Source organism: Gudongella oleilytica (genome assembly GCF_004101785.1).
Lineage (GTDB): Bacteria > Bacillota > Clostridia > Tissierellales > Tissierellaceae > Gudongella > Gudongella oleilytica.
The window spans coordinates 57,974-83,787 of the sequence record NZ_CP035130.1 but is presented as its reverse complement, the minus strand read 5'-3'; the positions used below and the strand labels follow the sequence as shown (position 1 = coordinate 83,787).

Genomic DNA, 25,814 nt, shown 5'->3' with positions numbered 1-25,814 from the left:
TAGCTTTATGGAAGAGATGAAATGTCCCGTTACAGGTCATACAAGAAAAAGCATTTCAGGCGGAGGTACAAGCAACAGAGATTGGTGGCCTGATCAGCTGAATCTTAAAATGCTGCATCAGAACTCGGAGCTTAGTGATCCAATGGGTAAGGATTTCAATTATGCCGAGGAATTTAATAGACTGGATCTAAAGGCTGTCAAGGAGGATCTATATAAGCTGATGACTGATTCTCAGGAATGGTGGCCTGCCGATTATGGCCACTATGGACCATTGTTCATTCGGATGGCATGGCACAGCGCAGGTACATACAGAATGGGCGACGGACGAGGTGGTGCCTCGGACGGTACGCAGAGGTTCGCACCTCTAAACAGCTGGCCGGATAATGTCAACCTGGATAAAGCCAGAAGACTATTATGGCCAATAAAGAAAAAATATGTTAAGAGCATTTCCTGGGCTGACCTGATGATCCTTGCAGGAAACTGCGCCTTCGAGTCAATGGGACTTAAGACCTTTGGTTTTGCAGGCGGCCGCGAGGATGTGTGGGAGCCTCAGGAGGATGTGTATTGGGGTTCTGAGACTGAATGGCTTGGAGATAAGAGGTATTCAGGCGAAAGAGATTTGGAGAATCCGCTGGCGGCAGTTCAGATGGGGCTTATCTATGTGAATCCTGAAGGACCAAACGGTCAGCCAAGTGCACTTGCGTCCGGCAAGGACGTCCGGGAGACATTTGCCAGGATGGCTATGAACGACGAGGAGACTGTTGCTCTAATTGCCGGAGGACATACCTTTGGCAAATGCCATGGAGCAGGTCCCGCAACTCATGTTGGCAGAGAACCTGAGGCTGCTCCCATAGAAGAGATGGGCCTTGGCTGGAAGAGCACCTATAAGAGCCGCAAGGGCGGAGATGCTATAGGAAGCGGTATAGAGGGAGCCTGGAAGCCACATCCGACCAAATGGGATATGGGGTACCTTGAGACTTTGTTCAAGTATGACTGGGATCTCGTTAAGAGCCCTGCAGGAGCGTGGCAGTGGATCCCTACTGATCCTGAGGCAGCTAAGACTGTCGAGGACGCGCATGATCCAAACAAGACCCATGCACCGATGATGACAACCGCAGACCTGTCCTTGAGGATGGACCCTGTATATAATCCTATTGCCAAGAGATATAGGGATAATCCCGAGGAGTTTCAGGATGCCTTCGCCAGAGCTTGGTTCAAGCTGACCCATAGGGATATGGGTCCAAAGTCAAGATATCTTGGTCCCGAGGTTCCAATGGAGGATCTGATATGGCAGGATCCGTTACCACCTGTAGATCATGAGCTGATAGATGAAGATGATATAAAGGCTCTTAAAGAAAAAATACTGGCATCGGGCTTATCTGTTTCACAGCTTGTGGCTACGGCATGGGCATCAGCTTCAACCTTCAGAGGCTCGGATAAGCGAGGGGGAGCCAATGGGGCAAGGATAAGGCTGGAGCCTCAGATAAATTGGGAGGTCAATCAACCAGTCCTGCTGAAGGGTGTACTCGCTAAGCTTGAGGAAATAAAAGATGGCTTTAATAAATCCCAATCTGGAGGTAAAAAGGTTTCCTTGGCAGATCTTATAGTACTTGGAGGCTGTGCAGGAGTTGAGCAGGCTGCAAAAAATGCAGGGATGGAGCTTAAAGTCCCATTCTACCCTGGGAGAACGGATGCCACCGAGGAGCAGACTGATGCTGACTCCTTCTCAGTACTAGAGCCGAAGGCTGATGGCTTCAGGAACTATCAAAAGTCTAAATTCTCGGTTTGTGCCGAGGAATTACTGGTTGATAAGGCTCAGCTTCTTACTCTTACTGCACCAGAGATGACAGTACTTATTGGTGGTATGAGAGTATTAAATGCCAACTACAATAGCTCCCCGCATGGAGTTTTTACAAAGAGGCCTGAGACACTTACTAATGACTTTTTCGTTAATCTACTGGACATGGCGACTGTTTGGAAGCCGACTGAAGATGATAAGGATATTTTCGAAGGACGTGACAGAGCAACAGGTGAGCTTAAGTGGACTGGAACAAGAGTTGATCTGATATTTGGTTCAAACTCACAGCTAAGAGCAATATCTGAAGTGTATGGCAGTGACGATTCCAAAGAGAAATTCGCAAGGGATTTCATAGCCGCATGGAGCAAGGTAATGAATGCGGACAGGTTCGACCTTAAATAAGTAAAGCCAGCATGAGACTTCTCCAAAAAGGAGGAGTCTCATTATTTATTGTTGACATCACCCGACCTATTATTATATATGTAAAAATGAGATAGATATCAATCTTTTGGATAAGATTGGAGGCTCCTATGCAAATCAGGGAATTATTGCCTATTATAATACCTGGCGTTTTGCTGCAGGTACTTATTCAAGCTTATTTTATAAAGCATTGCTGGGGGAATGAAAAGCTGTCCGGCAAGGCCAAATTATGGTATATAATTGCGATCCTTTTGATAAACCTCCCTGCAGCAGCTTTTTATCTGATAAGGTCCCGCGATGGGAATACTTCCTATGAGTATGAGTTTAAGGAAATAGATATTGATGATAACCTGAAGCTGGGAATATTTGTTCTGCTTGTGGTTGCCTATGAGATATTCTCTTTAAGGATCATTTCTGATAATGTCTATAATCCCCATTACCTTCTGATCGTAAGCCTTATTTCTTATTGCTTCATTTTAGGGCTTATATGGAACCTAATCGTAAGGGAAAGCAATGCTATCCTTGATCATATGCTTCCTGCCGCACAGCTTATGCTGATGATCCCCGTGCTTTATCTTGATAATACCTATAACTCATCCTTGTTGCTGCTTATAGTATCTGCAATTATTCTAAACAAGCTTCCCATAACATTTTCCAAAATATATCTCATTGCGTCTTTCGGAGCCTTCCTGGCAGGTGGTACGGCTAAGGCTCTTAGATTCCATGATTCGATGGGCTTTAACGAAATAATCAACTACATATATGTGAATGCTCTTGTATTTATTCTTATTACAGCTGCTTTCTATTCCCTGAAAAAACAGCTTATAAATAATATACGTCTCGACAAGGCACTGCGGATAGTAAAGGATCAAACTGAACAGATAAAGGAAATGAGTGCTGCATCTGAAAGAAACAGGATAACAGGCGAGATACACGACACAGTTGGCCACACGCTGGCCAGTGCTTTGATATCTATCGAGGCTGCAGAGGAGTTGCTGGGTCCGGCGGGCGGGGAGGCTGCTGAGAAGCTTTATCTTGCTAAGGATCAGGTAAAACGTGGATTAAACGATATCAGAAGCTCCATCAGATCGATCCGTGCCGGTGATGATGAGCCCTTTGATGTTTCCTTATGCAGGATGTTGGACGAAGTAAGGCAGACGACAAATATTGAAGTTAATTGCATCGTTGAGTTAAAGACTGAGCTTTTATCAGTTCAGAGAGGTATCCTTCTCCTGGCGATCAAGGAATGTACGACAAATGCTCTAAAGCATGGAAAGTGTAGTGAAATAGACGTACTGGTCCAGGAATCAAAGGGAGAGGTCAAGCTGACATTCTCAGATAATGGCAAGGGTTCATCCTCAATAACTCCTGGGTCCGGATTGACGATCATGAGGGAGAGAATCCAGGGCATAGGCGGAACCTTGGGTATGAGCACAAGCCCTGGCGAGGGCTTTACTGTTAATATAGCAATTCCTGTTTGATTTTTCTTAAAGGGGGATGCATAATGACTATGATTAGAATTGTGTTGGCAGACGATCAGACCATCATCCGAGAGGGTCTGTACTCTATCCTTAAATCTTATGCGGACATGGATGTGGTCGGGCAGGCTGGTAATGGCAGAGAGGCTTATGATCTTTCTATTAAGCTTAAGCCGGATATTGTCCTTATGGATATTAGGATGCCGGTTATGGATGGGGTCGAAGCTACCAGACTCATCAAGAGGGATCAGCCGGAAACGAGGGTTATAATATTGACGACATTTGAGGATGATGACTACATAATAAACGCAATGACTTACGGAGCCTCAGGCTATCTTCCAAAGGATATCGGCAGTAAAAAACTTGTGGAGGCAATCCGTGACGGCTTTGCGGGGAATATAATCCTTCCGGGAAAAATTGCTTCGAAAATCACATCCCACCTGGCGCAAAACAAGACGGAACAGGTTGAACTTAGCGATTTTTCCCAAAGGGAACAGGATATCATAGGTCTGCTTGTTGAAGGTCGCAGCAATAAGGAAATCGCCGACACACTGTATTTGACTGTAGGAACGGTGAAAAATTATATCACACAGATTTATAGCAAGATTGGAGCAAGTGACAGAGCAAATGCAGTTCTGTTTTTTAAGAAGCTTGGGCTATAGAATATGATTATTCTTTCTAAGAGGGTGGTTTTTGACCCCTCTTTTTTATTGTGACTGAAAATATTACTGGAGTCACTTATCATATTACCTATTAAATTGCTACCATCTGTTTGTAGTCAAATAAACCAAATGGAGGTGTGTTATGAGGACATTATATTTACTGATCGTTTTGCTGGCTTTGCCCTTCCTGATTATTGGATGTGCATACAGCTCCTACAAAAACGATGAGCGGATAATAAATGGATCCGGTGAGAAACATGAGGAGGTCAAGTCGATTAATGCAATCGGAAATGAGGTGATCGATAATGAATGATTTTGTCCTTACCACAGATATCCTTATTATGCTGCTGCCTCTTCTACTATTGCAGCTTGGGTTGGCGATTTACTGCTTAGTCAAGATCCACAGTGAAGGAGTGCAAAACCTGAACAAGCTTGCCTGGTCACTGATATGCATATTTATAAATCTTATTGGACCAATAACTTTCATGATTGTTGGGAGAAAGAGGGAGTTTAGATGATATCTGTAAGAGGCTTGACTAAAAAATATGGGGATGTCCTGGCACTAAATAATGTGAATATGTATGTGAATAAGGGCGAGATTTATGGTTTTATTGGCCATAACGGCGCTGGAAAGTCTACAGCAATGGGTATACTGGCAGGTCTGTCTAACCCTGATGACGGCGAATGTGTCGTCAACGGAATGAATGTTAGAGATGTAAAACACCCTGGTGACCTTAGGATAGGCTACCTGCCGGAGGAACCAAGGTTCTACCCCTGGATGTCCGCAGCAGAAGCTCTCGAATACTTTGGCGGCGGTATCAGAAAACCGAGGATCGAAGAGATCCTTGATTGGGTGGGTCTGTCCGGTATTGGGGACAGAAGGATCGGCGGTTACTCGAGGGGAATGAAGCAAAGGCTTGGAATAGCTTCCGCGATGGTAAGAGACCCCGATTTGCTTATCCTCGATGAACCGTCATCAGCTCTCGACCCCGAGGGTCGAAGTGATGTCCTAAGATTAATTTCTGAAATGAAGCAGCTTGGCAAAACCATTATCTTCTCCTCTCATATATTAAGTGATGTGGAGAGGATATGCGATACGGTCGGCATGATCCGAAACGGTGAAATGATTCTGGAAAAGCCGCTGGAGGATATCCAAAGAAGCTCAATAAAGCCAGTTTTTGAAATTGGGTTCTCGGTTCCGATAGAATCCCCTTTACTGGAGGAGCTGAAAAAAATGGAGGGAGTGGACAGTGTAGATATTGACGAAAGTTGTTTAAAGGTTTTGGTGGAGGGTTCTGACAGGTCTTCTATAGATATTATGAGCTTCCTTTCAGCACACAATATCTCTGTAGAGTATTTTCAATTGAAAAGACGTGATTTGGAGGATCTCTTCCTAAGGGAGGCTAGGGTAATATGATCTATGATTTGAAAAAGGAAGCTATGTATGGATTTAGAAGCGGCAAGCTTTTGGCCATTATGGGAGGCTTTATGTTCTTTTCCCTATTGACCCCATTTATACTGAAGGTCGTTCTGCCGCAGGTGCTTCTAAGCCGGGGTGCTTCTACACAGGATCTGTCAGGTCTGTTGGAGATAACTCAAATAGGGTGTATCCAAATATACTTAAAGGATATGTTCGAGATAGGGACTATAATCGTCTCGTTTTCACTATGCGGCTTGCTTGCACAGGAGATCAGGGATGGTACTCTTATAATTCCGCTATGCTCCGGGAGAAAATACACCTGCATTCTTGGAAGTAAGGTAGTAGTATTTGGTTTGGGGGTCTTTAGTATATCCTTATTGGCAGCTATTGCAAACTACTTGTATTCAGGCTACCTGTATTCCTTTGAAATTGGTGCCTCATCAGTGCTTATTGCAGGATTCTTGCAGGGAATATATATGGTTTTCCTCGTCCTGTGTGTTGTAATGTGGGGGAGTATCATAAAAAAGCCTGTTGCAACAGGTTTTTTGACCCTGCTTACAGCATTCGGAATGCATTTCATTGGAGAGCTGCTGAGTATTCATAAGTGGCTGCCTTCAGGGCTGCTGCTTCAAGCCCAGAGATTAAATCCTTTATCAGATATATCTGTATTCACAACTTTATCTGTAACAGCTATTTTATCGATAATTATGTTCGTTGTAACTCTAAAAAGGCTAAATAGACTTGAATGGAACGAGCGCAAGGCTCAATAGGGAGGAATTATGGAACACATAGCATACTGTGAATCTAAGGCAAATGAGCTTGACAACCTGGTAAGCGGGAACAAGTCCATGTTAATTAGAGGGGCTGCCGGTAGAAAGCTGCCGCATGGAAGAGTGGCGATTGGAGATATAGTGTACCTGATAAATAATGACAGCAGTGGGAAAATACTTGCTAAGGGAACCGTCAACTTTGTATATCACTCAGAAAAACTTACGAGAGATGAATCTGAAAGGATCATAGATGAGAATATGTATCGACTGAAGCTTACACCCGATCAAAGAAAGAGATGGATCGGCAAGAGATTTCTATGTCTGGTTGAGATAGAGAATGTGGTTCCGGTTGAACCTTTCTCATATGTCAGAGAGAAAAACATGGACGACTGGATCATTGTTGAGAAGGTTCAGGATATCATGAGGTCAAAATGAAGCGGAATCGACTATACAAAGCCTTTTTGACAATACTTATATGTCTGGTAATGATTGGTATAAATTATATTCCGGTTGATATATCTTCCCATGCTTCAGACGAAGTCTTTTTAAGGCATTTAGATGAATTTGTTCCAAGGCTGATGAATAGATATGATATCCCCGGGTGCAGCCTGGCAATAGTTAAGGATGGAGATTTGTTCTTTTACAGATCATACGGATACTCTGACAGGGAGAAAGGGATCATGCTGACATCCCGCGATCCCTTTAGAGTACAGTCAATATCCAAGTCAGTTACTGTCTGGGGCGTAATGAAGCTGGTTGAGAATGGCAGAGTGGATTTGGACTCAGCAATTTCATGCTACATAGACATCTCCGGATTTAAAGATGGAGGTAATTACCTGAAATCAGTAACTGTAAGGCAGCTCCTAACCCATACCTCGGGACTTCAGCTGGGAGATGTATTTACTGTTTACTCACCAGGCTCGCGGATGCCATCATTGCAGGAAAAGCTTCGTGATGAGGTTTCGTTTATTAATAAGCCGGGAAGCAGCTTCTCTTATTCAAATACTGGATATAATCTTTTGGAGCTCTTGATTGAAGAGGTCACAGGGCGCAGCTTCACGGAGTATATGGAAAGCGAGATACTTATTCCCCTTGGTATGACCAATTCCACATTTGACCTAAAGGAATCAATGATACCATATGTCCCTACCGGCTATACCTTGAAGGGTAAACCGGTACCGGCTTATGTTTATCCTGAAAAGGCATCAGGAGGTCTTCTTTCTACCAGCAGGGATCTGGCAAGGTTCATGATTGAGAGTATGAATTTGGGATCAAGAGACGATCTGGTATTAAGTGAGGATAGCATCGCTGCCATTCACTACCCCCAAGTAAGTGACATAGGGATCTATAGCCTCGTATTCGACTCCTATGCCCTGGGACATTATGTGGAGGAGCTGTCAAACGGCAAAATAGCTTTGTCACATGGGGGACAGGGTACGGGTATAATGACTCATATGCATTTTGTACCTGAAAGTGGTGATGGGATCATAATTCTCACAAACAGTCAACGGAGTTGGCCATTTATTTCACATTTACTGAGAGATTGGGCAGTCTGGAGGGATTTCGACCCTATTGGGATGACCAGGATCATATGGGGAGAGCAGTTGATGATTGCTCTTGTAGGGTTAGTGTGGGCAGCGATACTGTTCCAAGGGGAAAAAACTATTGGAATTTTCAAGTTAACCACGTTGGCTCGCAGGGATCTGAATGGAATGAAGTGCTTATTTTTCATACTATTTCCCGTGGTTCTTATTATCTTCCTCTTTTGGTGTTATAAGCAAAGGTATCTATTTATTACGACTCTATTCCCCACTGCCGCTGTCCAACTGGGGATAGCATTGTTCACATTTGCAATAATTACCATAATGAGAGCTATCATAACATGTAGAGGCATTATAAAGAAATCCAAAGAGGAGTGGTTTGATGAAGCCGGAAAAGAAATATAGCAATATCTTAAATTTAGGATTGCTGATCAGTTTATTCACTGGTCTTGGTATTGTCATAGGTGCATTAACAAACAATATCACACTATGGCTATACGTAGGTGCTGGAGTAGGTGTTATGGTTGGCGTGTTGCTGAACTAAGTAAAAGAGCAGACCCGTAGAATTCTGGTCTGCTTTTTACTTAGTTATTTTGGTCTATAGGAGTTAGTCAGAAATTTTCGTCAGGCTTATAGTGGCCTCAATATCTTCACCCCAAAACAGTCCTGTCATAGTACCAAATCCAGTTATCTGCCCCCCGGATGATGAGAATTTAAGGTCGAAAACAAGTCCATCCTGGTCCATGTGGATGCTATTGGATGCTTTATCATATGACAATACCGTTCTTTCTCCATCATCGTCTATCCATACAATGTTTCCGTCACCCAGATCCTGTAGCTCTATTATTCCCACTTCAGGCTCCTCCATCGTATCTACCTTGCTGACCCTGTTGTATTTTCCGAATATATTGATCTCTGAAATAGGGGCTTCTGTGGATGGAGTCTCAGTAATATCAGGTCCAACGGAAATCGCATCTGATATTCCTTCGTTGCTCTCGATTTTACCCATTTCTGAAATCAGGATCTCCATTTCTTCCCATACACTGCCAATGTCAACGGAGTCCTTATACTCTTTCACAAGATCCTGGATCGTCTTGGTTTCTTCAGGGAATACATACCCTATTGCTTCAAGTGCTGATTTCAAGGCCTCCTTGCCTGCACTGTCAAGGATCCTGGCTGTGACATCTCCATTATCAACCTTTACACCCATGAATTTGCCTTCATAGAACCAGTCTACCAACGAATCTCCAATATATGTCAACTGCTCTCCTGTTTCTGCTGCATTAAAGCCCGCTAGTCCAACCACCGCTGAAACCGGAGCTAACTTATCCTTAAGCTCATTGAAGCCTATTGTCACCTGGTTGTTCTCACCTAATATGATGCTGCTTCCGGTTGCACCAATATCTACTATGCAGTCAGCCCCGCTTACGACTACACCTGTCGCAGTTCCAAGAGTCATACTGCTGCTGCCTAGGGCACCTATCGTTCCTCCTCCGGTGACTATTGTTCCTACGACAAACACTCCCACCTTGCTGGCTGTCTTAACTCCCTGAAGATAGTTTATGCTCTCTGTCCAGGCATTGACATCGGCCTCGGCTTCCTCAAGTGCAGCTGAATCGCGGATTATCTTTTGAGCCAGTGCCATTTGCTCATAGGCAGTTCTTGCATCCGTACCCAGCTGGTTTGCCAGCTGCTGGTACCTTTGGCCGCCTCTTAGCGCATCGTATTGCTTGGTCAGATTTTCCGCCCAGGTTTGCGGGTCAAGCTTTCTCGCAGTACCTGCTGCATATGCTATTGATCCGGAACTCTTTGATAGCCTGATAATCCTGTTGAGTATTGAGTTTGCTTTAAGCTCATCAGAAATTCCTTCTTTACTTGCCATTTCAAGAACCTTTACGGCCCTATTCGTAATATCCTCAGCAGATTCTGATAGGGCTTCTGCACTCTCCCACGCAAGAAGCGCATCGTCAGCCATCTGTGCCAGCTCCTCCATGGTCATTGTGGAAGGATCTACTGACATATAGACCTCGGTGGCAAGCCTAGCATGTATGTACTGCTTTAGGGCTATTGCTGTGGCTTTACTGGCTGCCTGGAGAGATTCCGGCTCAGGATCTCTTTCTACCGTTACTGGCTCAAGCTCTTTGCTGACATCAGCTGTCTCTTGTGATCCGCATGCACTTAGGCTAAGAACAATTGCAAAGGCAAGTATTAGTGAAATTATTCTGTTTCTCATAGACTGGATCCTCCCTGAATTTGTTTATGTTTAGACCTCTTGGAACGATTTTATCAAAATGATCAACCCATTTACATATATTTTTTATCTTTGGCACGATGATGACAAAAAATAAAAGCACCAGGAACCGTCCGAGACCAGTGAAAAAGTCCTGAACTAGTCCCACTCAAAATAGAATAGAGTTATGCGATCAGAACCTTAAAACCATTGTAATTACTCGATTTCACATAAAAATATCCCCCGTTTATGGTATAATGTAAGTAGCGAACCAACATTACCAAAAGGAGGATATTTCTATGTTACGAACAAAGCCTAAGCAATTGTCGTTCCACTCATCATTATACAATAAAATACCCGAGAATCATATCCTAAAGAAGATAGATTCTGTCGTAGACTTTAGCTTCATTAATCGTCTCCTTTCAAGCAGCTACTGCAAGGAGTTCGGAAGACCCGCTAAAGAACCTGAATTGATGTGTAAATTGCTGTTTTTACAACACCTATACAATCTTTCAGACGAGAGAGTCATCGAAGAAGCAGAGCTTAATTTAGCATATCTTTACTTCCTAGGAGTCAATCCAGAGGAAAGTCTTCCTGACAAAAGCCTCTTATCCAAATTCAGGACCCATAGATTAAGAGAATCCACTCTTGATGAAATCATAACTGAGATTGTGAAACAATGCGTAGAAAGAGGTATCATAAGCTCATCAAGCGTAAGTATAGATGCTACACACATAGAAGCAAATACAATCAAAAAAACACCTGAGCGATTGATGAAACATCTTGCGCAGGAAATAATCAAAAGCTATGAAGAAGATACAAAAGAAGAACTAAAAGACTTGCCACAAGTTCCTGAATACAAGGAAATCAAGGATCATAAAGAAGCCAAGTCTGTCATGAAAGACTATCTAGAAACAGTAATAGAGAAAGTAGGCAGCTGTATAACCCCGGATAATGCAAACACGAATAAAGCGATCAATAGAGCCAAAGACATCTTAAGCGACCCGAAATTCATAAATCAAAAGGGTACACGATCACTGATAGATGAAGATGCAAGAGTTGGTAGAAAAAGTAAGACCCAGGATTTTTATGGCTACAAGTCAGAATTTGTGATGACAACAGAAGAAAGGATAATAACCTCAGTAAGAACAGCAAATGGAGCATACATAGACGGAAGTTACGCGAAAGAACTCCTGGACAGCACAAAGAAAGCTGGAGTAAATATTAGGGAAGTATATGGAGATAAGGCATACTTTAGAAAATTCATACTGGATGACATAGAGTCTGTACAAGCAAGAGCCTACATACCGGTTAGTGCAGTGGTATACAGACTTGATGAAACAAAATTTACATACAACAAAGATTCAGATGAGTGGCAGTGCATGCAGGGGAATACAAGCATAGAAAGAAAATACTTCACAGGTACGAGCCAAGGAAAACTCAGGGCAGGTTACAAATACTATTTTGATATAGCACAGTGCGAAAAATGCCCAATGCATGATGAGTGTTCAGGTAGCGATAAAAGGAGAGTCTTACAAGTTGGTTTAAATACAATGCAGTTCTATGAGATCTCTCAATATCAAAAGACGGAAGAGTTTAGAGAAAAGTATAAAAAGAGAGCATCAATAGAGGGTAAAAATGCAGAGTTGAAAAGATTTCACGGACTGTCCCGAGCAAGAGGGTATGGTCTTTTAAGTGTCTCGATCCAGTCGAAATTGGCTGCGATAGCGGTAAATATAAAGAGGATAGCTGCAATAGCATCCTCTCTATATTTTACAAATATCCAATTTTGGTTATTTTGGGGTCCAAGATATGATTTTTAGGTTTCAGCTAAAAAATGTCGCTAAAAAACCTTAGTTTTTCACTGGTCTCGAACCGTCCCCGCTGCTTTGTCCCCGCTGCTTTTACATATTGCTGAGTATAAAGGCGCTTAAAAATCCAATTGCTGTTATTAATCCTGCAAAGTCATGGGTTTCTTCAAATGCTTCGGGTATCATCGTATCCACAACCATTGAGAGGATAGCACCAGCTGCCACTGCCAGTATTGCGGAAACGAAGCCTGAACTGATTCCTTTAAACAATGTATAACCCAAAGAAGATACTATTGAGCTTGTGAGGGCAATTATTCCCCAGATAGAAAATATGTAGATTTTGCTTCTTTTTGCGTTCTTCATGCCAGCTGAGCTTGAAAGACCCTCTGGGATATTTGATATGAATATTGCCAAAACGGTTATGAGATTTATCCTTCCCCCGTCTATGATACTTAGTCCTATAACCAATGATTCCGGTATGCCGTCTATGAATGCTCCCATAGCTATTGATAACGCTCCTGCGTCACTTGTGTCCAGATGAGATTTCCCCTTGAGGTTAGACCTTTTACGGTGCTTCGCCCCTTTTTTGGATATAAAATAGTTCGCAGCAGTATAGACCAATGCTCCTATAATGAAACCCATCCCTGCGGATTTCAAACCGCCTTTATTGTAAGCTTCCTGAATTAGTTCGAAGGAAAGAGCTGATATCAATACTCCGCTGCCAAATGCCATTACTGCTGCAACCAGTCTTTGATTAAGGTTGCAGTAGTACCCGATAAGGGCGCCAATAAGAAGTGAACTTCCAGCTAATCCTCCCCAAAATCCAGCTTGTATAAATAATGGTATGGAGTTCATATGGATTCTCCCTTTACTATCATGAATTTTAATCAACTACTGACACTGTCTATAATCATAAGCTATTGATACCCACCAATGAAACAAATACTTGAATATAAGTATTATCTTTGATCAAGCTGAGCAGTATGCATCTTGATTTTATTAAAGCAAAGGGGTATCGTAAGATTCATAAAATAAATAAAATCGAAGGTGTGCTATGAAAAACAGATTTTTAAATTCAAATATTGTTTTATTGGGACTGGTTAGTTTTTTTGTAGATATGAGCACAGAAATGGTATACCCATTGATCCCGTTGTATTTATCTGCAGCCTTGGGAACTTCTCCCGCAATAATAGGGGTGATTGAGGGCATAGCTGAAAGCCTTGCTTCTATTTTGAAGGTTTTTAGTGGTTACATTGGTGATGTCTACCACAATAAGAAAACTCTTGCCTTTGCGGGTTACGCTGCATCTGTCATATACAAGATATTCCTTATTATTGCATCATCGTGGACTGGAGTACTTATTGCCAGAATAATCGATCGTACAGGTAAAGGGATACGAACTGCTCCAAGAGATGCTCTTGTTGCACAATCCAATAGAGGTAATAATCTGGGCGGTTCCTTTGGGCTTCATAAAATGCTTGATATGGCCGGTTCTGCTCTGGGCGTGGTTTTTGCATATTTTTTTATAGCTACCAACTATGGCTTTAATAAGGCATTCTTATTTTCGATAGTTCCCGCAATATTAGGAATCTTGATATTAGGTGCTGTGAAGGAAGATAAAAGCATAAATACACACAGGGAAAAACTTAAGTTAGAAGGATCACAGCTTAAGGGCAATTTAAGATGGTATCTCGCAATTATATTTATATTCTGCTTAGGCAATTCATCCAATGCTTTTTTGCTTCTAAAGGCTCAGGAAAGAGGGTTCTCAGCTTCTCAGGTAATTTTATTGTACTTGCTATTCAATATCTCAGCTTCATTACTTGCAATCCCTTCAGGCATACTATCAGATAAACTTGGAAGGAGCAGGATCATTGTTCCAGGATATATTGTTTATGGGATAGTATATCTGGGTTTTGCTTTTTTATCGTCAAAGCTTTCCACCATTATACTTTTTTCTGCTTATGGAGCTTATAACGCTTTGATCAGCGGGGCTGAAAGAGCTTTCATCGTTGAAAATTCACCGAAGGGGCTAACTGGAACAGTCCTGGGTGTATATGGCATGCTTCAGGGTATTGGGCTCCTACTATCTTCAATTATTGCTGGATTGTTATGGGTCAAATTTGGTTCAAATGCTCCATTTATATTCGGTGGTATTCTTGGGATCATCTCTGCTATTATGATAATGGTAGTATTGGGTAATAAGAAGAATTGTGCTGCAGATTGAAAATAAACGAACATTAAAAAAGCACCAGGAACCGTCCGAGACCAGTGAAAAAGTCCTGAACTAGTCCCACTCAAAATAGAATAGAGTTATGCGATCAGAACCTTAAAACCATTGTAATTACTCGATTTCACATAAAAATATCCCCCCGTTTATGGTATAATGTAAGTAGCGAACCAACATTACCAAAAGGAGGATATTTCTATGTTACGAACAAAGCCTAAGCAATTGTCGTTCCACTCATCATTATACAATAAAATACCCGAGAATCATATCCTAAAGAAGATAGATTCTGTCGTAGACTTTAGCTTCATTAATCGTCTCCTTTCAAGCAGCTACTGCAAGGAGTTCGGAAGACCCGCTAAGGAACCTGAATTGATGTGTAAATTGCTGTTTTTACAACACCTATACAATCTTTCAGACGAGAGAGTCATCGAAGAAGCAGAGCTTAATTTAGCATATCTTTACTTCCTAGGAGTCAATCCAGAGGAAAGTCTTCCTGACAAAAGCCTCTTATCCAAATTCAGGACCCATAGATTAAGAGAATCCACTCTTGATGAAATCATAACTGAGATTGTGAAACAATGCGTAGAAAGAGGTATCATAAGCTCATCAAGCGTAAGTATAGATGCTACACACATAGAAGCAAATACAATCAAAAAAACACCTGAGCGATTGATGAAACATCTTGCGCAGGAAATAATCAAAAGCTATGAAGAAGATACAAAAGAAGAACTAAAAGACTTGCCACAAGTTCCTGAATACAAGGAAATCAAGGATCATAAAGAAGCCAAGTCTGTCATGAAAGACTATCTAGAAACAGTAATAGAGAAAGTAGGCAGCTGTATAACCCCGGATAATGCAAACACGAATAAAGCGATCAATAGAGCCAAAGACATCTTAAGCGACCCGAAATTCATAAATCAAAAGGGTACACGATCACTGATAGATGAAGATGCAAGAGTTGGTAGAAAAAGCAAGACCCAGGATTTTTATGGCTACAAGTCAGAATTTGTGATGACAACAGAAGAAAGGATAATAACCTCAGTAAGAACAGCAAATGGAGCATACATAGACGGAAGTTACGCGAAAGAACTCCTGGACAGCACAAAGAAAGCTGGAGTAAATATTAGGGAAGTATATGGAGATAAGGCATACTTTAGAAAATTCATACTGGATGACATAGAGTCTGTACAAGCAAGAGCCTACATACCGGTTAGTGCAGTGGTATACAGACTTGATGAAACAAAATTTACATACAACAAAGATTCAGATGAGTGGCAGTGCATGCAGGGGAATACAAGCATAGAAAGAAAATACTTCACAGGTACGAGCCAAGGAAAATTCAGGGCAGGTTACAAATACTATTTTGATATAGCACAGTGCGAAAAATGCCCAATGCATGATGAGTGTTCAGGTAGCGATAAAAGGAGAGTCTTACAAGTTGGTTTAAATACAATGCAGTTCTATGAGATCTCTCAATATCAAAAGACGGAAGAGTTTAGAGAAAAGTATAAAAAGAGAGCATCAATAGAGGGTAAAAATGCAGAGTTGAAAAGATTTCACGGACTGTCCCGAGCAAGAGGGTATGGTCTTTTAAGTGTCTCGATCCAGTCGAAATTGGCTGCGATAGCGGTAAATATAAAGAGGATAGCTGCAATAGCATCCTCTCTATATTTTACAAATATCCAATTTTGGTTATTTTGGGGTCCAAGATATGATTTTTAGGTTTCAGCTAAAAAATGTCGCTAAAAAACCTTAGTTTTTCACTGGTCTCGAACCGTCCCCGCTGCTTCTCTATTGATAATCAAAGGTTATTTAGTTATTAGCTCTTTTACTGCCTTTATGAATTCATCGATCTCTTCCTCTGTATTGTATGGCTCGAAACCGGCTCTGATCCAGCCCCCGTTTTCGTTTATACCGAGTACATCAGCCAATGTACTTGCATAGAAATGGCCGTGGGCAACGAATATCGAGTAGTTTTCAATAATCCATCTGACTGCATCACCTGAGTTCATTCCTTTTATGGTAAATGATACGGTCGGAGTTTTTCTGACCCCTTCAGGAGCTTGATATAGCTTTATTTCAGGAATCTCTTTAAGAGCACTTCTAAGCTTATCTGCAAGGAAGTTTTCATATTCTTCCATGACCTCATAGCCTGATATGATCCTTTCCCTTCTTGTCTTACCCTTCCCAAAGGATGCAATGAACTCAACTGCAGGCTCTATCCCTGCTATACCTTCATGGTTTTGGGTTCCTAGCTCCAATTTGAAAGGGATGTCATCTGTTGCGCAAGCAAGCTTGTATGCCTTGAGGGACTCGAGAAGCCCCTTCTTTATTATTGCTGCTCCCATATGGGGTCCAAAGAACTTATAGGTCGAGCAGAAAAGAATGTCAGCGTCGTAATAGTCTCTGTCGACGTAAATGTGAGGAACAGCCTGTACTGCATCAAGCGAGAATAATGCCCCTACTTCCTTAGTTCTCATGCTGATTTTCTTGGCATCGTTGATAGTTCCCACACCGTTTGAAGCCAAGCCTGCGGCTACGAGAACAGTCTTTTGGTTGATTACAGAATCCAGCTCTGAAAGGTCCAGAGTTAGAGTAAAAAGCAGTAGGGACAGTCCCTACTGCTTTTATACTGCTTTTAATCACCAATAATTACCTATTCTCAAGTGTTTTTAGATAACTGCTGAATGCATCCAAGCTGGCTCTTAGCTTATCCTGGTCAGTGTATCCACCATAGCCTATCCTAAATGCCGGCTCCTCATCGAAGCAGGCTCCATGGCATACGAGTATCTTCGCTTTTTCCATAGCATCAACAGCCAATTCAGTCGATGAAATATTGTAATCGTAACGGACTAGGCAGGTTGTCCCCTTAGCATCGCCGCGAAGACTTAAATGTGGTTGAGTTTTGACCCAGTTATATACGATCTCTTTATTTGGCAGGAGAATGTTTCTTGATCTTTCCCATACTTTCTCATAATTCTCCAGTGCGATCGATGATATCACTTCATCAACGATACCGCAGCATATAGTATTGTAGGATCTCCTGTTCTCAAAGTTTCTGTAGGCAGCTTCATCCCTTGTCACTATCCAGCCAATTCGAGTCCCCGCCATTGAAAACATCTTAGACATACTGCTTACGCTTATGGCTTTATCATATCCATAGTCTAGTATTGATGACATGTATGTCTCATCCAAACCTCGATAGATCTCGTCACAGAGTATGTATGCATCTACGCTCTTAGCTATTTCTACCAGTTCTCTAAGGTCCTCCTCATATAGAGTCGCTCCAGTAGGGTTATTGGGATTGGAAAGTGCTATTAGCTTAGTGTTTTTATCAACCGTCTTTCTTAATGTGTCCATATTGAGCAAATAATCGTCTTCCTCTTTAAGCTGGACGATCCTTGTTTCGATGCCGATTGATTTTGGGATATCGTAGTGCTGCTGATATGTAGGCTTTACGACTACAATGTTGTCACCTTTTTCAAGAAGACCCATAATGACTATATCATTTGCTCCGGTGCCTCCGTGAACCATCATGACATGGTCAGGTGAAACATTGGACCTTGGGTAGATGCCTGCAACAGCTTTCTTTATCCTTGGAGAACCTGTGGAATCTCCATGGTGGTAGTGAAGGCTCATAGTCCTCATCTCTTCGAGAAAGGCATCCTCATCCTGGTTCGTTACCCGGAAAAGCTCATCCATGGTCATTGCCCTAACACAGCTTGTACCTAAATTGTGTTCCGCTTTTGAATCCATTGGATTAAGCCACTGCTCAACTAAAAAGTCTGCTAAAATCATAACCTCTCCTCCTTTTACTTTTAAACATATGTCACCTAGGTCCATTATACTAGTTATCAGGATAATTTCATATGATATAACATGAACTATTATCAGCAAATCTCAACTGGAATCGTCTCCTATGCTTTCTCCACTTTTTTATGATTAATTTCCAAGGATTAATGGTAACTATACATCGATACGTCTAAATATATTTCAAGCAAGGAGTGTTTCATTATGAGTAAAATTACTATAGAGTTTTTTCACGATGTGATTTGCAGTTTTTGTTTCCCCATGTCATACAGAATGAGAAGGCTTAAGGAAATAATGCCTGATGTGGAAATCGTTCATAGGTCCTTTGCACTGGTCAAAGAGGAGAAGCATTTTGACCTGATGTTTGGATCTAGAGCAAAGGCCAAGGATGAGATACTTGGTCATTGGGAGCATGCCAACCATAATGATGACCTTCACAGATTCAACATTGAGGGTATGCGACAATCAGATTTTCCATTCCCTACTTCGATGAAGGCGCTCACAGCTTGTAAAGCGGCGTATTATGTGGGGGGCGACCAAGTATACTGGGATGTATTAGATGCATTGCAGTACGCACTTTTTGTACAAAACCGGGACGTGGGATCACAGGATGTTATTGAGGAAGTAGTAAAGGAGACTGGAATTGATTTTGAGAGTTGGAAGCTTTATTTTTCAGATAAAAATACTTTGGAAGAAGTTGAAAAAGACCTCAGTTTAGCTGATCTATATGGTATTCGCAGCATTCCTCACCTGGTTATTAATGGAAGATTCAGGGTCAGTGGTGCACAGAGCATTTCAAATATTGTCCGTTCGATCGAGGAAGTTAAGCAGGAAATGAAGCTCGATCCTTCTTAAAAAATACGGAGCCCAATAGGGCTCCGAAATTCTTACTAATTTTATCAGTCAGATGTCTTAGTTAAAGATAAAATCCTCATTTGGTAAGTACCCGAGACAGTCTCTTCGGAAATTCCCACCCCCAGAACATCCTCATCCCATGGATCGAATGTTACATCAACATTTACTCCCTGACTGGATCCTAATATTCTTCTGCTTTCCTGGTCATAGGGGAGTATCAGCTGTCTTCCATCCAAGTGAGTCCAAATAATATTTCCATCGCCGTTATCGCCAATGCTTATAGATCCGGCAACTCGGTCTCCACCATCCTTGTTTGTGGAAACGATGGAGTATGTACCTAATAGGCTTAACTTCCCAACTGCGAATCCGGCTGCTCCCGGGACCTGGGGTTCTTCTTCCTTCGGTGCTTCATCAACCGGAGGCTGATTCTCAGTTACCTCGCCCTTGTTTTCTGAACTTTCCAGCTGAGACATTTTGGAGTCCAGTTCCCTCATTCTCTCTTCTATTGTCTGTGGATCTATCCCCAGCTCCTGCATTATATCCTCAAGTTTTTCAGAGGTCTCGGGAAAAACATAGCCAGCGGTTTCTAAGGCTGATCTAAGCGCTTCAACTCCTACACTGTCGAAGATCCTTGCAGTTACGGTCCCGCCATCCACCTTGACTCCCATGACCTTGCCCTCAAAAAACCAGTCCGTCAATGTATCTCCAATATATGAAAGTTGTTCTCCCGTCTCAGCAGCATTAAAGGATGCAAGACCTACCACTGCAGATACAGGCGCCAGCTTTTCTTTCACATCATCAAAACCAACCGTCACTTGATGATTTTCGCCTAGAATGATATTGCTGCCAGTAGCTGCTATATCCACAATGCAATCAGTGCCGCCTACGATGACTCCTGCAGTAGTACCAAGTGTCATGCTGCTTGTCCCAAGAGCGGCTATGCTGCCTCCTCCGGTGACTATCGTACCCACCACGAAGACGCCAACTTTGCTGGCGGTCTTTGTAGCCTGTGCAGCCTTGGTCATTTTATCCCAGAATGCCGCATCCTCCGTCGCTTGGCCATGAATAATACTCTGGGCAAGCTGCATTTGTTCAAAGGCGGATTTAGCATCTGTTCCAAGCTGCTGAGCCAGCTGCTTATACAGCTGAGCTCCTTTCAGAGCATCAAATTGTTTTGTCAGATTTTCTGCCCAGATCTGCGATCCAAGTTTTTTTGGATCTGCTGCAAGACCGTAGAATTGAAGACCGGAAGGGATAGACGCAAGGCTCATTGGCTGAAGCTTATGTCTGCCAATCAGGGATTCTTGTTTTGATACTGATATCTCGAGAATTTTTTCTGCTTTGCTGCTAAGCTCCTCTGCGGCCAGTGAATACTGCTCTGCATTTTCCCATATGACCAGGAGCTCGTCAACAATATCAGAGACTTCCTCCATTGTCGTCGATGAGGAATCTAAAGTCAAAAATTTCTCCGTTGCAAGTCTCGCATAGATGTACTGTCTAAGAGCAATTGTGGTTGCTTCATTTGCTACTTTTAGCGATTCTGGTTCGGGTTCCCGATCTACAGTAATCGGTTCTAATTCCTCAGCTTCATTAGTGGTGTCCTTTGAACCGCATGCACTTAGGCTTAGTATCATTGTGGCTGCCAGTGTAAGCGCTATGAAGCGCTTAATTAGGTCTTTGAATTTTCTCACTGCCCTGACCCCCTGTAATTGTTGATATTTTAATATCTTAGAATTATCTTATCAAAACATTTTATCGATAAACACATATTTTTTTAGTTTGGCACAGGCATGACAAAATGACCGTTTATCGGCAATGTTCAAAAAGCAAAAATAAAATAAAGCACAGTTATTTCAATAAATAACTGTGCTTTAATATCTGGCAAAGAACACAAGTTTGATACAAAATGCACCCGCTAACTCTGTTCCCGTTTGTTGCGTGAACACCCTTGCTTGTTTCCGTTTGTTCCATGTGCAGAGTGTGAACCCCCTAATTGTTTGAAAATAAGTATTTGAGATTGGCTCTTTCAGTCAAGTATGTTCACTAACTCAATTTTTGTCACCATATCATCCTTAAACCAGAATATCAATGCCAGTCCCCACCCACCTTCGTTATTGCAATACCAGAGGTAGTCGCCTTCACGACTCCAAAATTGCGTATCAAAAATGTTTGGGTATGCAAGCAATACTTCCTCTCGGCTCATACCGATTCTAATGCCACGATAAGTGGCAAGGTCGGTGCGCACAGTCTCAAGGTTGTTTATCCTATTTAAATCCTCAGCTTTATTGTGGTAACACAAAGCGGTAAGTCCCTTGTAATCCAAGCGTAACCAATAATCTCCCTCATTGTATATTGGCTCATATTCCTCTAAAATCTCTTTTTCTGGTTCCTCGTTTATAGGAATATAAGTGGAGCCAGGCCCCACATATTGTGGATATCCATCGAAATTAATGGACACATCTATATCCCATATGCCGTAAGCAACTTCCAAAATAGTTTCCTCAATTTTCTTATCGGAATCCACATCATAGGAAATGCCCATTACCCTATCCCAGGTGTACTTGTCCGGGTTTTCTTCATAGCCACTGCGATTTAACACCACATAACCGGGTTGGCTTTGATGCCAATCGTAAGTGCCCTCAGAATCCTGGCTTTCTCGTGTTAACCAGTATCTGCTGTACTCTATTTTATAAGCCACCCCAATAGTTTCATATAAAACCCTTTCATCTACATAGACAAGACTGTCGATACGAAGATCGCCTTCTTGGGGTTCCTCGGGTTCCTCTGATGCAAAGTAGACGGCATCTTCTGATGTAGCTTCGTTGCGAAGATAGGAAAGGACCAAATCCCGTACAGGAGCCGGTGCCTGTTCTTCCATGGATGGAGTATCTGGTTTTTCGGGCAGTTTGGTTCCCGGCTTATTGTCGCAACCTACCAACATCAGCAAAGAGGGTATAATCAGCAGCAGCAAGAGTGCAAGATGCGATTTAGGGTTTTTACTCATAGTATGTGTCCCCTTAATTGAATTCGTTTGGACTGGCCTGCTAAAGAAGGCACAATGTTTGGATTAAATATAGCACACCAAATGCTATCATTATTTCTGATTTCAATCGATAATCGACAGTGTTATCCTATCATGGACTGATAGCAATTGCAAATATAAAATGGAATATTATTGCTACCTACACGAAAAATGGATACTATGATTTTAAATTTAAATTTACCGCTTCCGGGGGGTGGGGGGGTACGGGGGCCTGGCCCCGCCCGTAAGGCGCTTTTGCGTCAACATTAAAAAAGACGCCCAGCATATTCTGAATGAATATGCTAAGCGCCTGGCGGAGAAGGAGGGATTTGAACCCTCACGCCGGTTGTGCCGACCTACCGCTTTTCGAGAGCGGACCCTTCAGCCAAGTTTTTCACTGCATTGATAACCATTGCCCAAGTAATATCAGCTGCATAGAAGTATTTCTTTTGGTATTTTTCCCAGAGATCAGCCATGATATCGTTCTCCATTATGAAATCAATAGTATTCATAGTTTCAGTTGACATCTGATTGGTAGTACCTCGTTTTTCAGCTGTATTGACCAATGCTGTCTTAAAAATTTTCACGTCGAAGGTTTGTGTATTAGTCAGGACATATATATCATAAAAATCTCTCATTCGGGTATTGGTGACGCCACGGGTAATGATCGTCTCAAGCTTCTCGGCAAGAACCGTTTCCAAGTTATATGCCATAATGCTGATTGTTCTATCTTCAAACATTAGCTTATAATCATACTCCATTTCCCTTGGGGTAACAGGATCTCCGGTTGTGATGTCAATCTTAAGCATTTGGCGAGTTTTATCAAATACGGCTCCGATTGAAACACGATACCCTGGATAGTCTGCTTCTTCGCGTATCTCCTCAATCCCTCGTATTGAAAATTCAGCTCCATCCTCAATCTGAATGGTCAAGATGTCCTGAATGATCTCTGATAGTTCACTCTTAGATAATGTCTGCCCTTTGATTGTTGCATCCATATCCATTGTGGTGCGCGCATCAATGCCAACCATCGCAGCAATGAGCATGCCTCCTTTAAGAATAAAGTTATGTTTGTAATCTGAAACAGAAATACGTTCCAAGAAACACTCCATCATGAAGTTGCGAAGCAGGATCTCAGTCTCTACATTCGATTTTTTCGAAAGGTTTCTGATCAAGGCTTTTAACTGCGTGGAAGTTCTCATAACAATACCTCCATGTAGCTTCTGAGTAGTTTGGTAACTTTGAATGCTTCTGCCATTAGCATGAGTTTATTAAGATTTTTGTCTTTACGCTTGGCGTAACGCTTAATTGCATCTGTGACAACTGCGATGTCTAAATCGTTCCGACTTCTCAGACAGTCACAAATTGTGCGTTCCATATCATAGGCTGTAATAGAGTTTCCAAACATTGTAGTTAGTTTTGTCACTCCAATTTCATGCAATTCGCGCTTAATTGTAAAAACTTTGAGACCATTTTCTCGAAGCCGTGTTGGATTGTAGCCTGTTGGAACTGTAACCATATAGTTGATTGGATCACGATCCGTCAGTTCGTGCAGAAATAGTGCTGTTTCATGCGAATAGATGACTTTCGGACGCCGTAGTTGTACGATATACATCTTGTCAACAAATTCATCAGGCAAAACATAAATCCCAGTAGACACACGGTCTAAATCACCTGAATTGACGAGCAGGCGCAATCTTTCGTTTGAGACACCGGCTTTATTTGCTTGGGCGGTAGTAACGATTCCACCATTTTGCTTAAGGACTGATTTAAGTTCATTGGGTACAGCCATGCTATCACCTCTAATTTGATTTCCATGCTAATATAATATACAAAATGTGCACAAATATCAATATATATTTGATTTTTGTGCACACTTCATTAATAAAACAAGCATGCTAATCAAATTGCTTCAAATCATTTTATTCGAAATGAGCTTCTAAAAAAAGCACAGTTATTTCAATAAACAACTGTGCTTTAATATCTGGCGGAGAAGGAGGGATTTGAACCCTCGCGCCGCGTTAACGACCTACCGCTTTTCGAGAGCGGACCCTTCAGCCACTTGGGTACTTCTCCAATATATATTTAGATGCTGGCTCTCCGTAGTAACCACACTATGGAGAACCAGTTATTGCTACTTATAGTATTTCCCGGTAAGTTCCTCGATCGTAATTTCGATTACTGCTGTTCCTTTTACCATGTTTTCAGGGATATCCTTCCCGCTAAGCTGTGGAGTATACTTTTCCACAATCTTAAGCAGCACTTCCTTCTTATACTCGATATCCGTTAAAATTTCAGCATTTCCCCGGACGATTACGCTGTTGTATTCTGTATTTATTTCACATGGTTCCTCTATTCCCTGGCTTATCAGGCTTAGCATTTCGTCAACTTCAAACCCAACCTTTGGATTTTTACTGATGCAATCAAGTTTCTGCCCCTTTGGCAGTCCATGGAAGTAAATTCTTTCGTTGAGGTACACGAAATGGACAGGCACCACATAGGGATATCCTTCTGGATCGACTGAAGCGATTCTTCCAACCTGGCTTTCAGTTAATAATCTTTCGATTTCCTGATCAGACAGCATATGGAGTTTCATTCTGTTTTGCATGATGCTCTCCTCTTGCATTTACCAATGCGATATATATTTGATCTAATATAAGTTCTCAAGCTTACCCGGTACAATGGATATTATACACGGATTGTTGTCATTTTGCAAAATAATCCTTCATTAACCCGATCACCTTATCAATATCATCTCTTAATATGTCGTTGTGTGTAACATATCTGAATTCCAATGGCCAGTCGTTATTTATCTTTACTCCATTTGTTAAAAGGTACTCCGTAAAGTCTGCCGCATCGAAGTCTTCTTTTTTTATTCCGAAATATACCATGTCTATCTGCACATTCTCAGGCTTAAGACTGATCTCAGGGATCTCCATCAGTCGTTCCATCATGTACTTTGCATTTTCGTGGTCTGAGGACAGCCTTTTGGTCATTTCCTCAAGTGCAATTATCCCTGCCGCAGCAAGAATACCAGCTTGTCTCATTCCTCCCCCAAGGAGCTTCCTGTGCTTTCTTGCTCTATTTATGAACTCACCTGAACCTGCCAGCATTGAACCTACAGGAGCGCAGAGCCCTTTTGACAGGCAGAACATAATTGAATCTGTATATCTCGCTACCTCAGATGCATCTACTCCAAGTGCTGTTGCAGCATTGAATAACCTTGCTCCGTCTGTATGAACCGGCAATCCGTTGGCTTTAGCCGTTTCATAAACTTCCTTCATTATGTTTAATGGTACAACTGTGCCATTGGCCAGAGCATTTTCCAGGCACACAAGACCGGTTCTTGGATGATGGATGTCATCTGTTCTGATTTTTCTTATTATATCCTTTGCATAGATCCTGTCGTCCGGGTTATCCACTATTGCATAGCTTACTCCAGAAAGCCTTGCTGCCGCTCCTACCTCATGGACTACGATATGAGAGTTCGCTCCAACTATGATCTCATCTCCATAGGAGGTATGGCTCATGATTGCAAGCTGATTCCCCATTGTTCCTGAGGGTACGAACAGCGCTGCTTCCTTTCCCGCCATTCTTGCTGCAAGCTCCTCAAGCCTTTTTATCGTAGGGTCATCCTCGTACACATCATCTCCGACTGGAGCTGCTGCCATTGCTTTTCTCATTTCATCCGTTGGCATTGTTACTGTGTCGCTTCTCAGGTCGATGTATCTCATATGTATCCCTCCGTTTATAGTTATGCTTTTATT

The 25,814-nt window shown here is 42.1% G+C and carries 24 protein-coding genes and 1 tRNA gene; 14 read left to right on the top strand and 11 right to left on the bottom strand.

Annotation, left to right across the window (positions count from 1 at the left end):
* Nucleotides 1-7 precede the first annotated feature (7 nt).
* The 10 genes from katG (at nt 8) to EC328_RS11440 (ending at nt 8,633) form a co-directional block, all read left to right on the top strand.
* The gene (katG, locus tag EC328_RS00420) at nt 8-2,200 is read left to right on the top strand and encodes a catalase/peroxidase HPI (protein WP_128424964.1); all 2,193 of its coding nucleotides are present in this window, start codon (nt 8-10) and stop codon (nt 2,198-2,200) included.
* 128 nt (nt 2,201-2,328) lie between these two features.
* Nucleotides 2,329-3,699 carry a sensor histidine kinase gene (locus EC328_RS00415; protein ID WP_128424963.1) on the top strand — a complete coding sequence of 457 codons (1,371 nt, stop codon included), beginning with the start codon at nt 2,329-2,331 and terminating at the stop codon, nt 3,697-3,699.
* Nucleotides 3,700-3,722: 23 nt separating this feature from the next.
* Complete coding sequence (locus EC328_RS00410; protein ID WP_128424962.1) at nt 3,723-4,358, top strand: response regulator transcription factor; 636 nt, start codon at nt 3,723-3,725, stop codon at nt 4,356-4,358.
* Between the two features lie 142 nt (nt 4,359-4,500).
* Nucleotides 4,501-4,671, top strand: a complete 171-nt coding sequence (locus tag EC328_RS11445) for a hypothetical protein (RefSeq protein ID WP_164905974.1) — start codon at nt 4,501-4,503, stop codon at nt 4,669-4,671.
* A complete protein-coding gene (locus tag EC328_RS00405) occupies nt 4,664-4,876 on the top strand; it encodes a PLD nuclease N-terminal domain-containing protein (protein ID WP_128424961.1) in 213 nt (70 codons plus the stop codon). The genes EC328_RS11445 and EC328_RS00405 overlap by 8 nt, the downstream gene beginning before the upstream one ends.
* Entirely contained in the window at nt 4,873-5,775 is a 903-nt protein-coding gene (locus EC328_RS00400; RefSeq protein WP_128424960.1) for an ABC transporter ATP-binding protein, read from the top strand. The genes EC328_RS00405 and EC328_RS00400 overlap by 4 nt, the downstream gene beginning before the upstream one ends.
* Entirely contained in the window at nt 5,772-6,548 is a 777-nt protein-coding gene (locus tag EC328_RS00395) for a hypothetical protein (protein WP_128424959.1), read from the top strand. Before EC328_RS00400 ends, EC328_RS00395 begins: the two co-directional genes overlap by 4 nt.
* Nucleotides 6,549-6,557: 9 nt before the next feature.
* Nucleotides 6,558-6,983 carry a hypothetical protein gene (locus EC328_RS00390; RefSeq protein ID WP_128424958.1) on the top strand — a complete coding sequence of 142 codons (426 nt, stop codon included), beginning with the start codon at nt 6,558-6,560 and terminating at the stop codon, nt 6,981-6,983.
* Nucleotides 6,980-8,494: a serine hydrolase domain-containing protein gene (locus EC328_RS00385; RefSeq protein ID WP_128424957.1), complete on the top strand. Its 1,515-nt coding sequence runs from the start codon at nt 6,980-6,982 to the stop codon at nt 8,492-8,494. Before EC328_RS00390 ends, EC328_RS00385 begins: the two co-directional genes overlap by 4 nt.
* A complete protein-coding gene (locus EC328_RS11440) occupies nt 8,472-8,633 on the top strand; it encodes a hypothetical protein (RefSeq protein ID WP_164905966.1) in 162 nt (53 codons plus the stop codon). Before EC328_RS00385 ends, EC328_RS11440 begins: the two co-directional genes overlap by 23 nt.
* 63 nt (nt 8,634-8,696) lie before the next feature.
* Here EC328_RS11440 and EC328_RS00380 read toward each other — a convergent pair whose 3' ends face one another.
* Nucleotides 8,697-10,322: a hypothetical protein gene (locus EC328_RS00380; protein ID WP_128424956.1), complete on the bottom strand. Its 1,626-nt coding sequence runs from the start codon at nt 10,320-10,322 to the stop codon at nt 8,697-8,699.
* A gap of 296 nt (nt 10,323-10,618) precedes the next feature.
* On the opposite strand from EC328_RS00380, the gene EC328_RS00375 reads away from it, so the two are divergent.
* The gene (locus tag EC328_RS00375) at nt 10,619-12,142 is read left to right on the top strand and encodes an IS1182 family transposase (RefSeq protein WP_128424955.1); all 1,524 of its coding nucleotides are present in this window, start codon (nt 10,619-10,621) and stop codon (nt 12,140-12,142) included.
* A gap of 81 nt (nt 12,143-12,223) precedes the next feature.
* On the opposite strand, the gene EC328_RS00370 is transcribed toward EC328_RS00375, so the two are convergent.
* Entirely contained in the window at nt 12,224-12,985 is a 762-nt protein-coding gene (locus tag EC328_RS00370; protein WP_128424954.1) for a ZIP family metal transporter, read from the bottom strand.
* A 199-nt stretch (nt 12,986-13,184) separates the two neighbouring features.
* Between EC328_RS00370 and EC328_RS00365 the strand changes: the two genes are divergently transcribed.
* Together EC328_RS00365 and EC328_RS00360 are read left to right on the top strand one after the other, a co-directional pair.
* A complete protein-coding gene (locus EC328_RS00365; RefSeq protein ID WP_128424953.1) occupies nt 13,185-14,357 on the top strand; it encodes an MFS transporter in 1,173 nt (390 codons plus the stop codon).
* 201 nt (nt 14,358-14,558) lie between these two features.
* Complete coding sequence (locus EC328_RS00360) at nt 14,559-16,082, top strand: IS1182 family transposase (RefSeq protein WP_128424952.1); 1,524 nt, start codon at nt 14,559-14,561, stop codon at nt 16,080-16,082.
* Between the two features lie 86 nt (nt 16,083-16,168).
* On the opposite strand, the gene EC328_RS00355 is transcribed toward EC328_RS00360, so the two are convergent.
* Together EC328_RS00355 and EC328_RS00350 are read right to left on the bottom strand one after the other, a co-directional pair.
* Entirely contained in the window at nt 16,169-16,948 is a 780-nt protein-coding gene (locus EC328_RS00355; RefSeq protein WP_276318548.1) for an aminotransferase class V-fold PLP-dependent enzyme, read from the bottom strand.
* Between the two features lie 64 nt (nt 16,949-17,012).
* Nucleotides 17,013-18,158 (bottom strand): aminotransferase class I/II-fold pyridoxal phosphate-dependent enzyme, encoded by a 1,146-nt coding sequence (locus EC328_RS00350; RefSeq protein WP_164905973.1) that lies wholly within the window; start codon nt 18,156-18,158, stop codon nt 17,013-17,015.
* 216 nt (nt 18,159-18,374) lie between these two features.
* On the opposite strand from EC328_RS00350, the gene EC328_RS00345 reads away from it, so the two are divergent.
* Complete coding sequence (locus EC328_RS00345) at nt 18,375-19,025, top strand: DsbA family oxidoreductase (RefSeq protein ID WP_128424949.1); 651 nt, start codon at nt 18,375-18,377, stop codon at nt 19,023-19,025.
* 44 nt (nt 19,026-19,069) lie between these two features.
* Here EC328_RS00345 and EC328_RS00340 read toward each other — a convergent pair whose 3' ends face one another.
* The 7 genes from EC328_RS00340 to ltaE all read right to left on the bottom strand — a co-directional run bounded on the left by EC328_RS00340 (nt 19,070) and on the right by ltaE (nt 25,781).
* Complete coding sequence (locus EC328_RS00340) at nt 19,070-20,716, bottom strand: hypothetical protein (RefSeq protein WP_128424948.1); 1,647 nt, start codon at nt 20,714-20,716, stop codon at nt 19,070-19,072.
* 335 nt (nt 20,717-21,051) lie between these two features.
* Nucleotides 21,052-22,029 carry a hypothetical protein gene (locus EC328_RS00335; protein ID WP_128424947.1) on the bottom strand — a complete coding sequence of 326 codons (978 nt, stop codon included), beginning with the start codon at nt 22,027-22,029 and terminating at the stop codon, nt 21,052-21,054.
* A 374-nt stretch (nt 22,030-22,403) separates the two neighbouring features.
* The gene (locus EC328_RS00330; RefSeq protein WP_128424946.1) at nt 22,404-23,249 is read right to left on the bottom strand and encodes a nucleotidyl transferase AbiEii/AbiGii toxin family protein; all 846 of its coding nucleotides are present in this window, start codon (nt 23,247-23,249) and stop codon (nt 22,404-22,406) included.
* Nucleotides 23,246-23,839, bottom strand: coding sequence for a type IV toxin-antitoxin system AbiEi family antitoxin domain-containing protein (locus EC328_RS00325; RefSeq protein ID WP_128424945.1), 594 nt, complete (start codon nt 23,837-23,839; stop codon nt 23,246-23,248). The genes EC328_RS00330 and EC328_RS00325 overlap by 4 nt, the downstream gene beginning before the upstream one ends.
* Before the next feature lie 193 nt (nt 23,840-24,032).
* A tRNA-Ser gene (locus EC328_RS00320) sits at nt 24,033-24,123 on the bottom strand.
* Nucleotides 24,124-24,181: 58 nt separating this feature from the next.
* Nucleotides 24,182-24,655 carry a pyridoxamine 5'-phosphate oxidase family protein gene (locus tag EC328_RS00315; protein ID WP_128424944.1) on the bottom strand — a complete coding sequence of 158 codons (474 nt, stop codon included), beginning with the start codon at nt 24,653-24,655 and terminating at the stop codon, nt 24,182-24,184.
* A gap of 97 nt (nt 24,656-24,752) precedes the next feature.
* Nucleotides 24,753-25,781 carry a low-specificity L-threonine aldolase gene (gene ltaE, locus EC328_RS00310; RefSeq protein ID WP_128424943.1) on the bottom strand — a complete coding sequence of 343 codons (1,029 nt, stop codon included), beginning with the start codon at nt 25,779-25,781 and terminating at the stop codon, nt 24,753-24,755.
* Between the last annotated feature and the right edge of the window lie 33 nt (nt 25,782-25,814).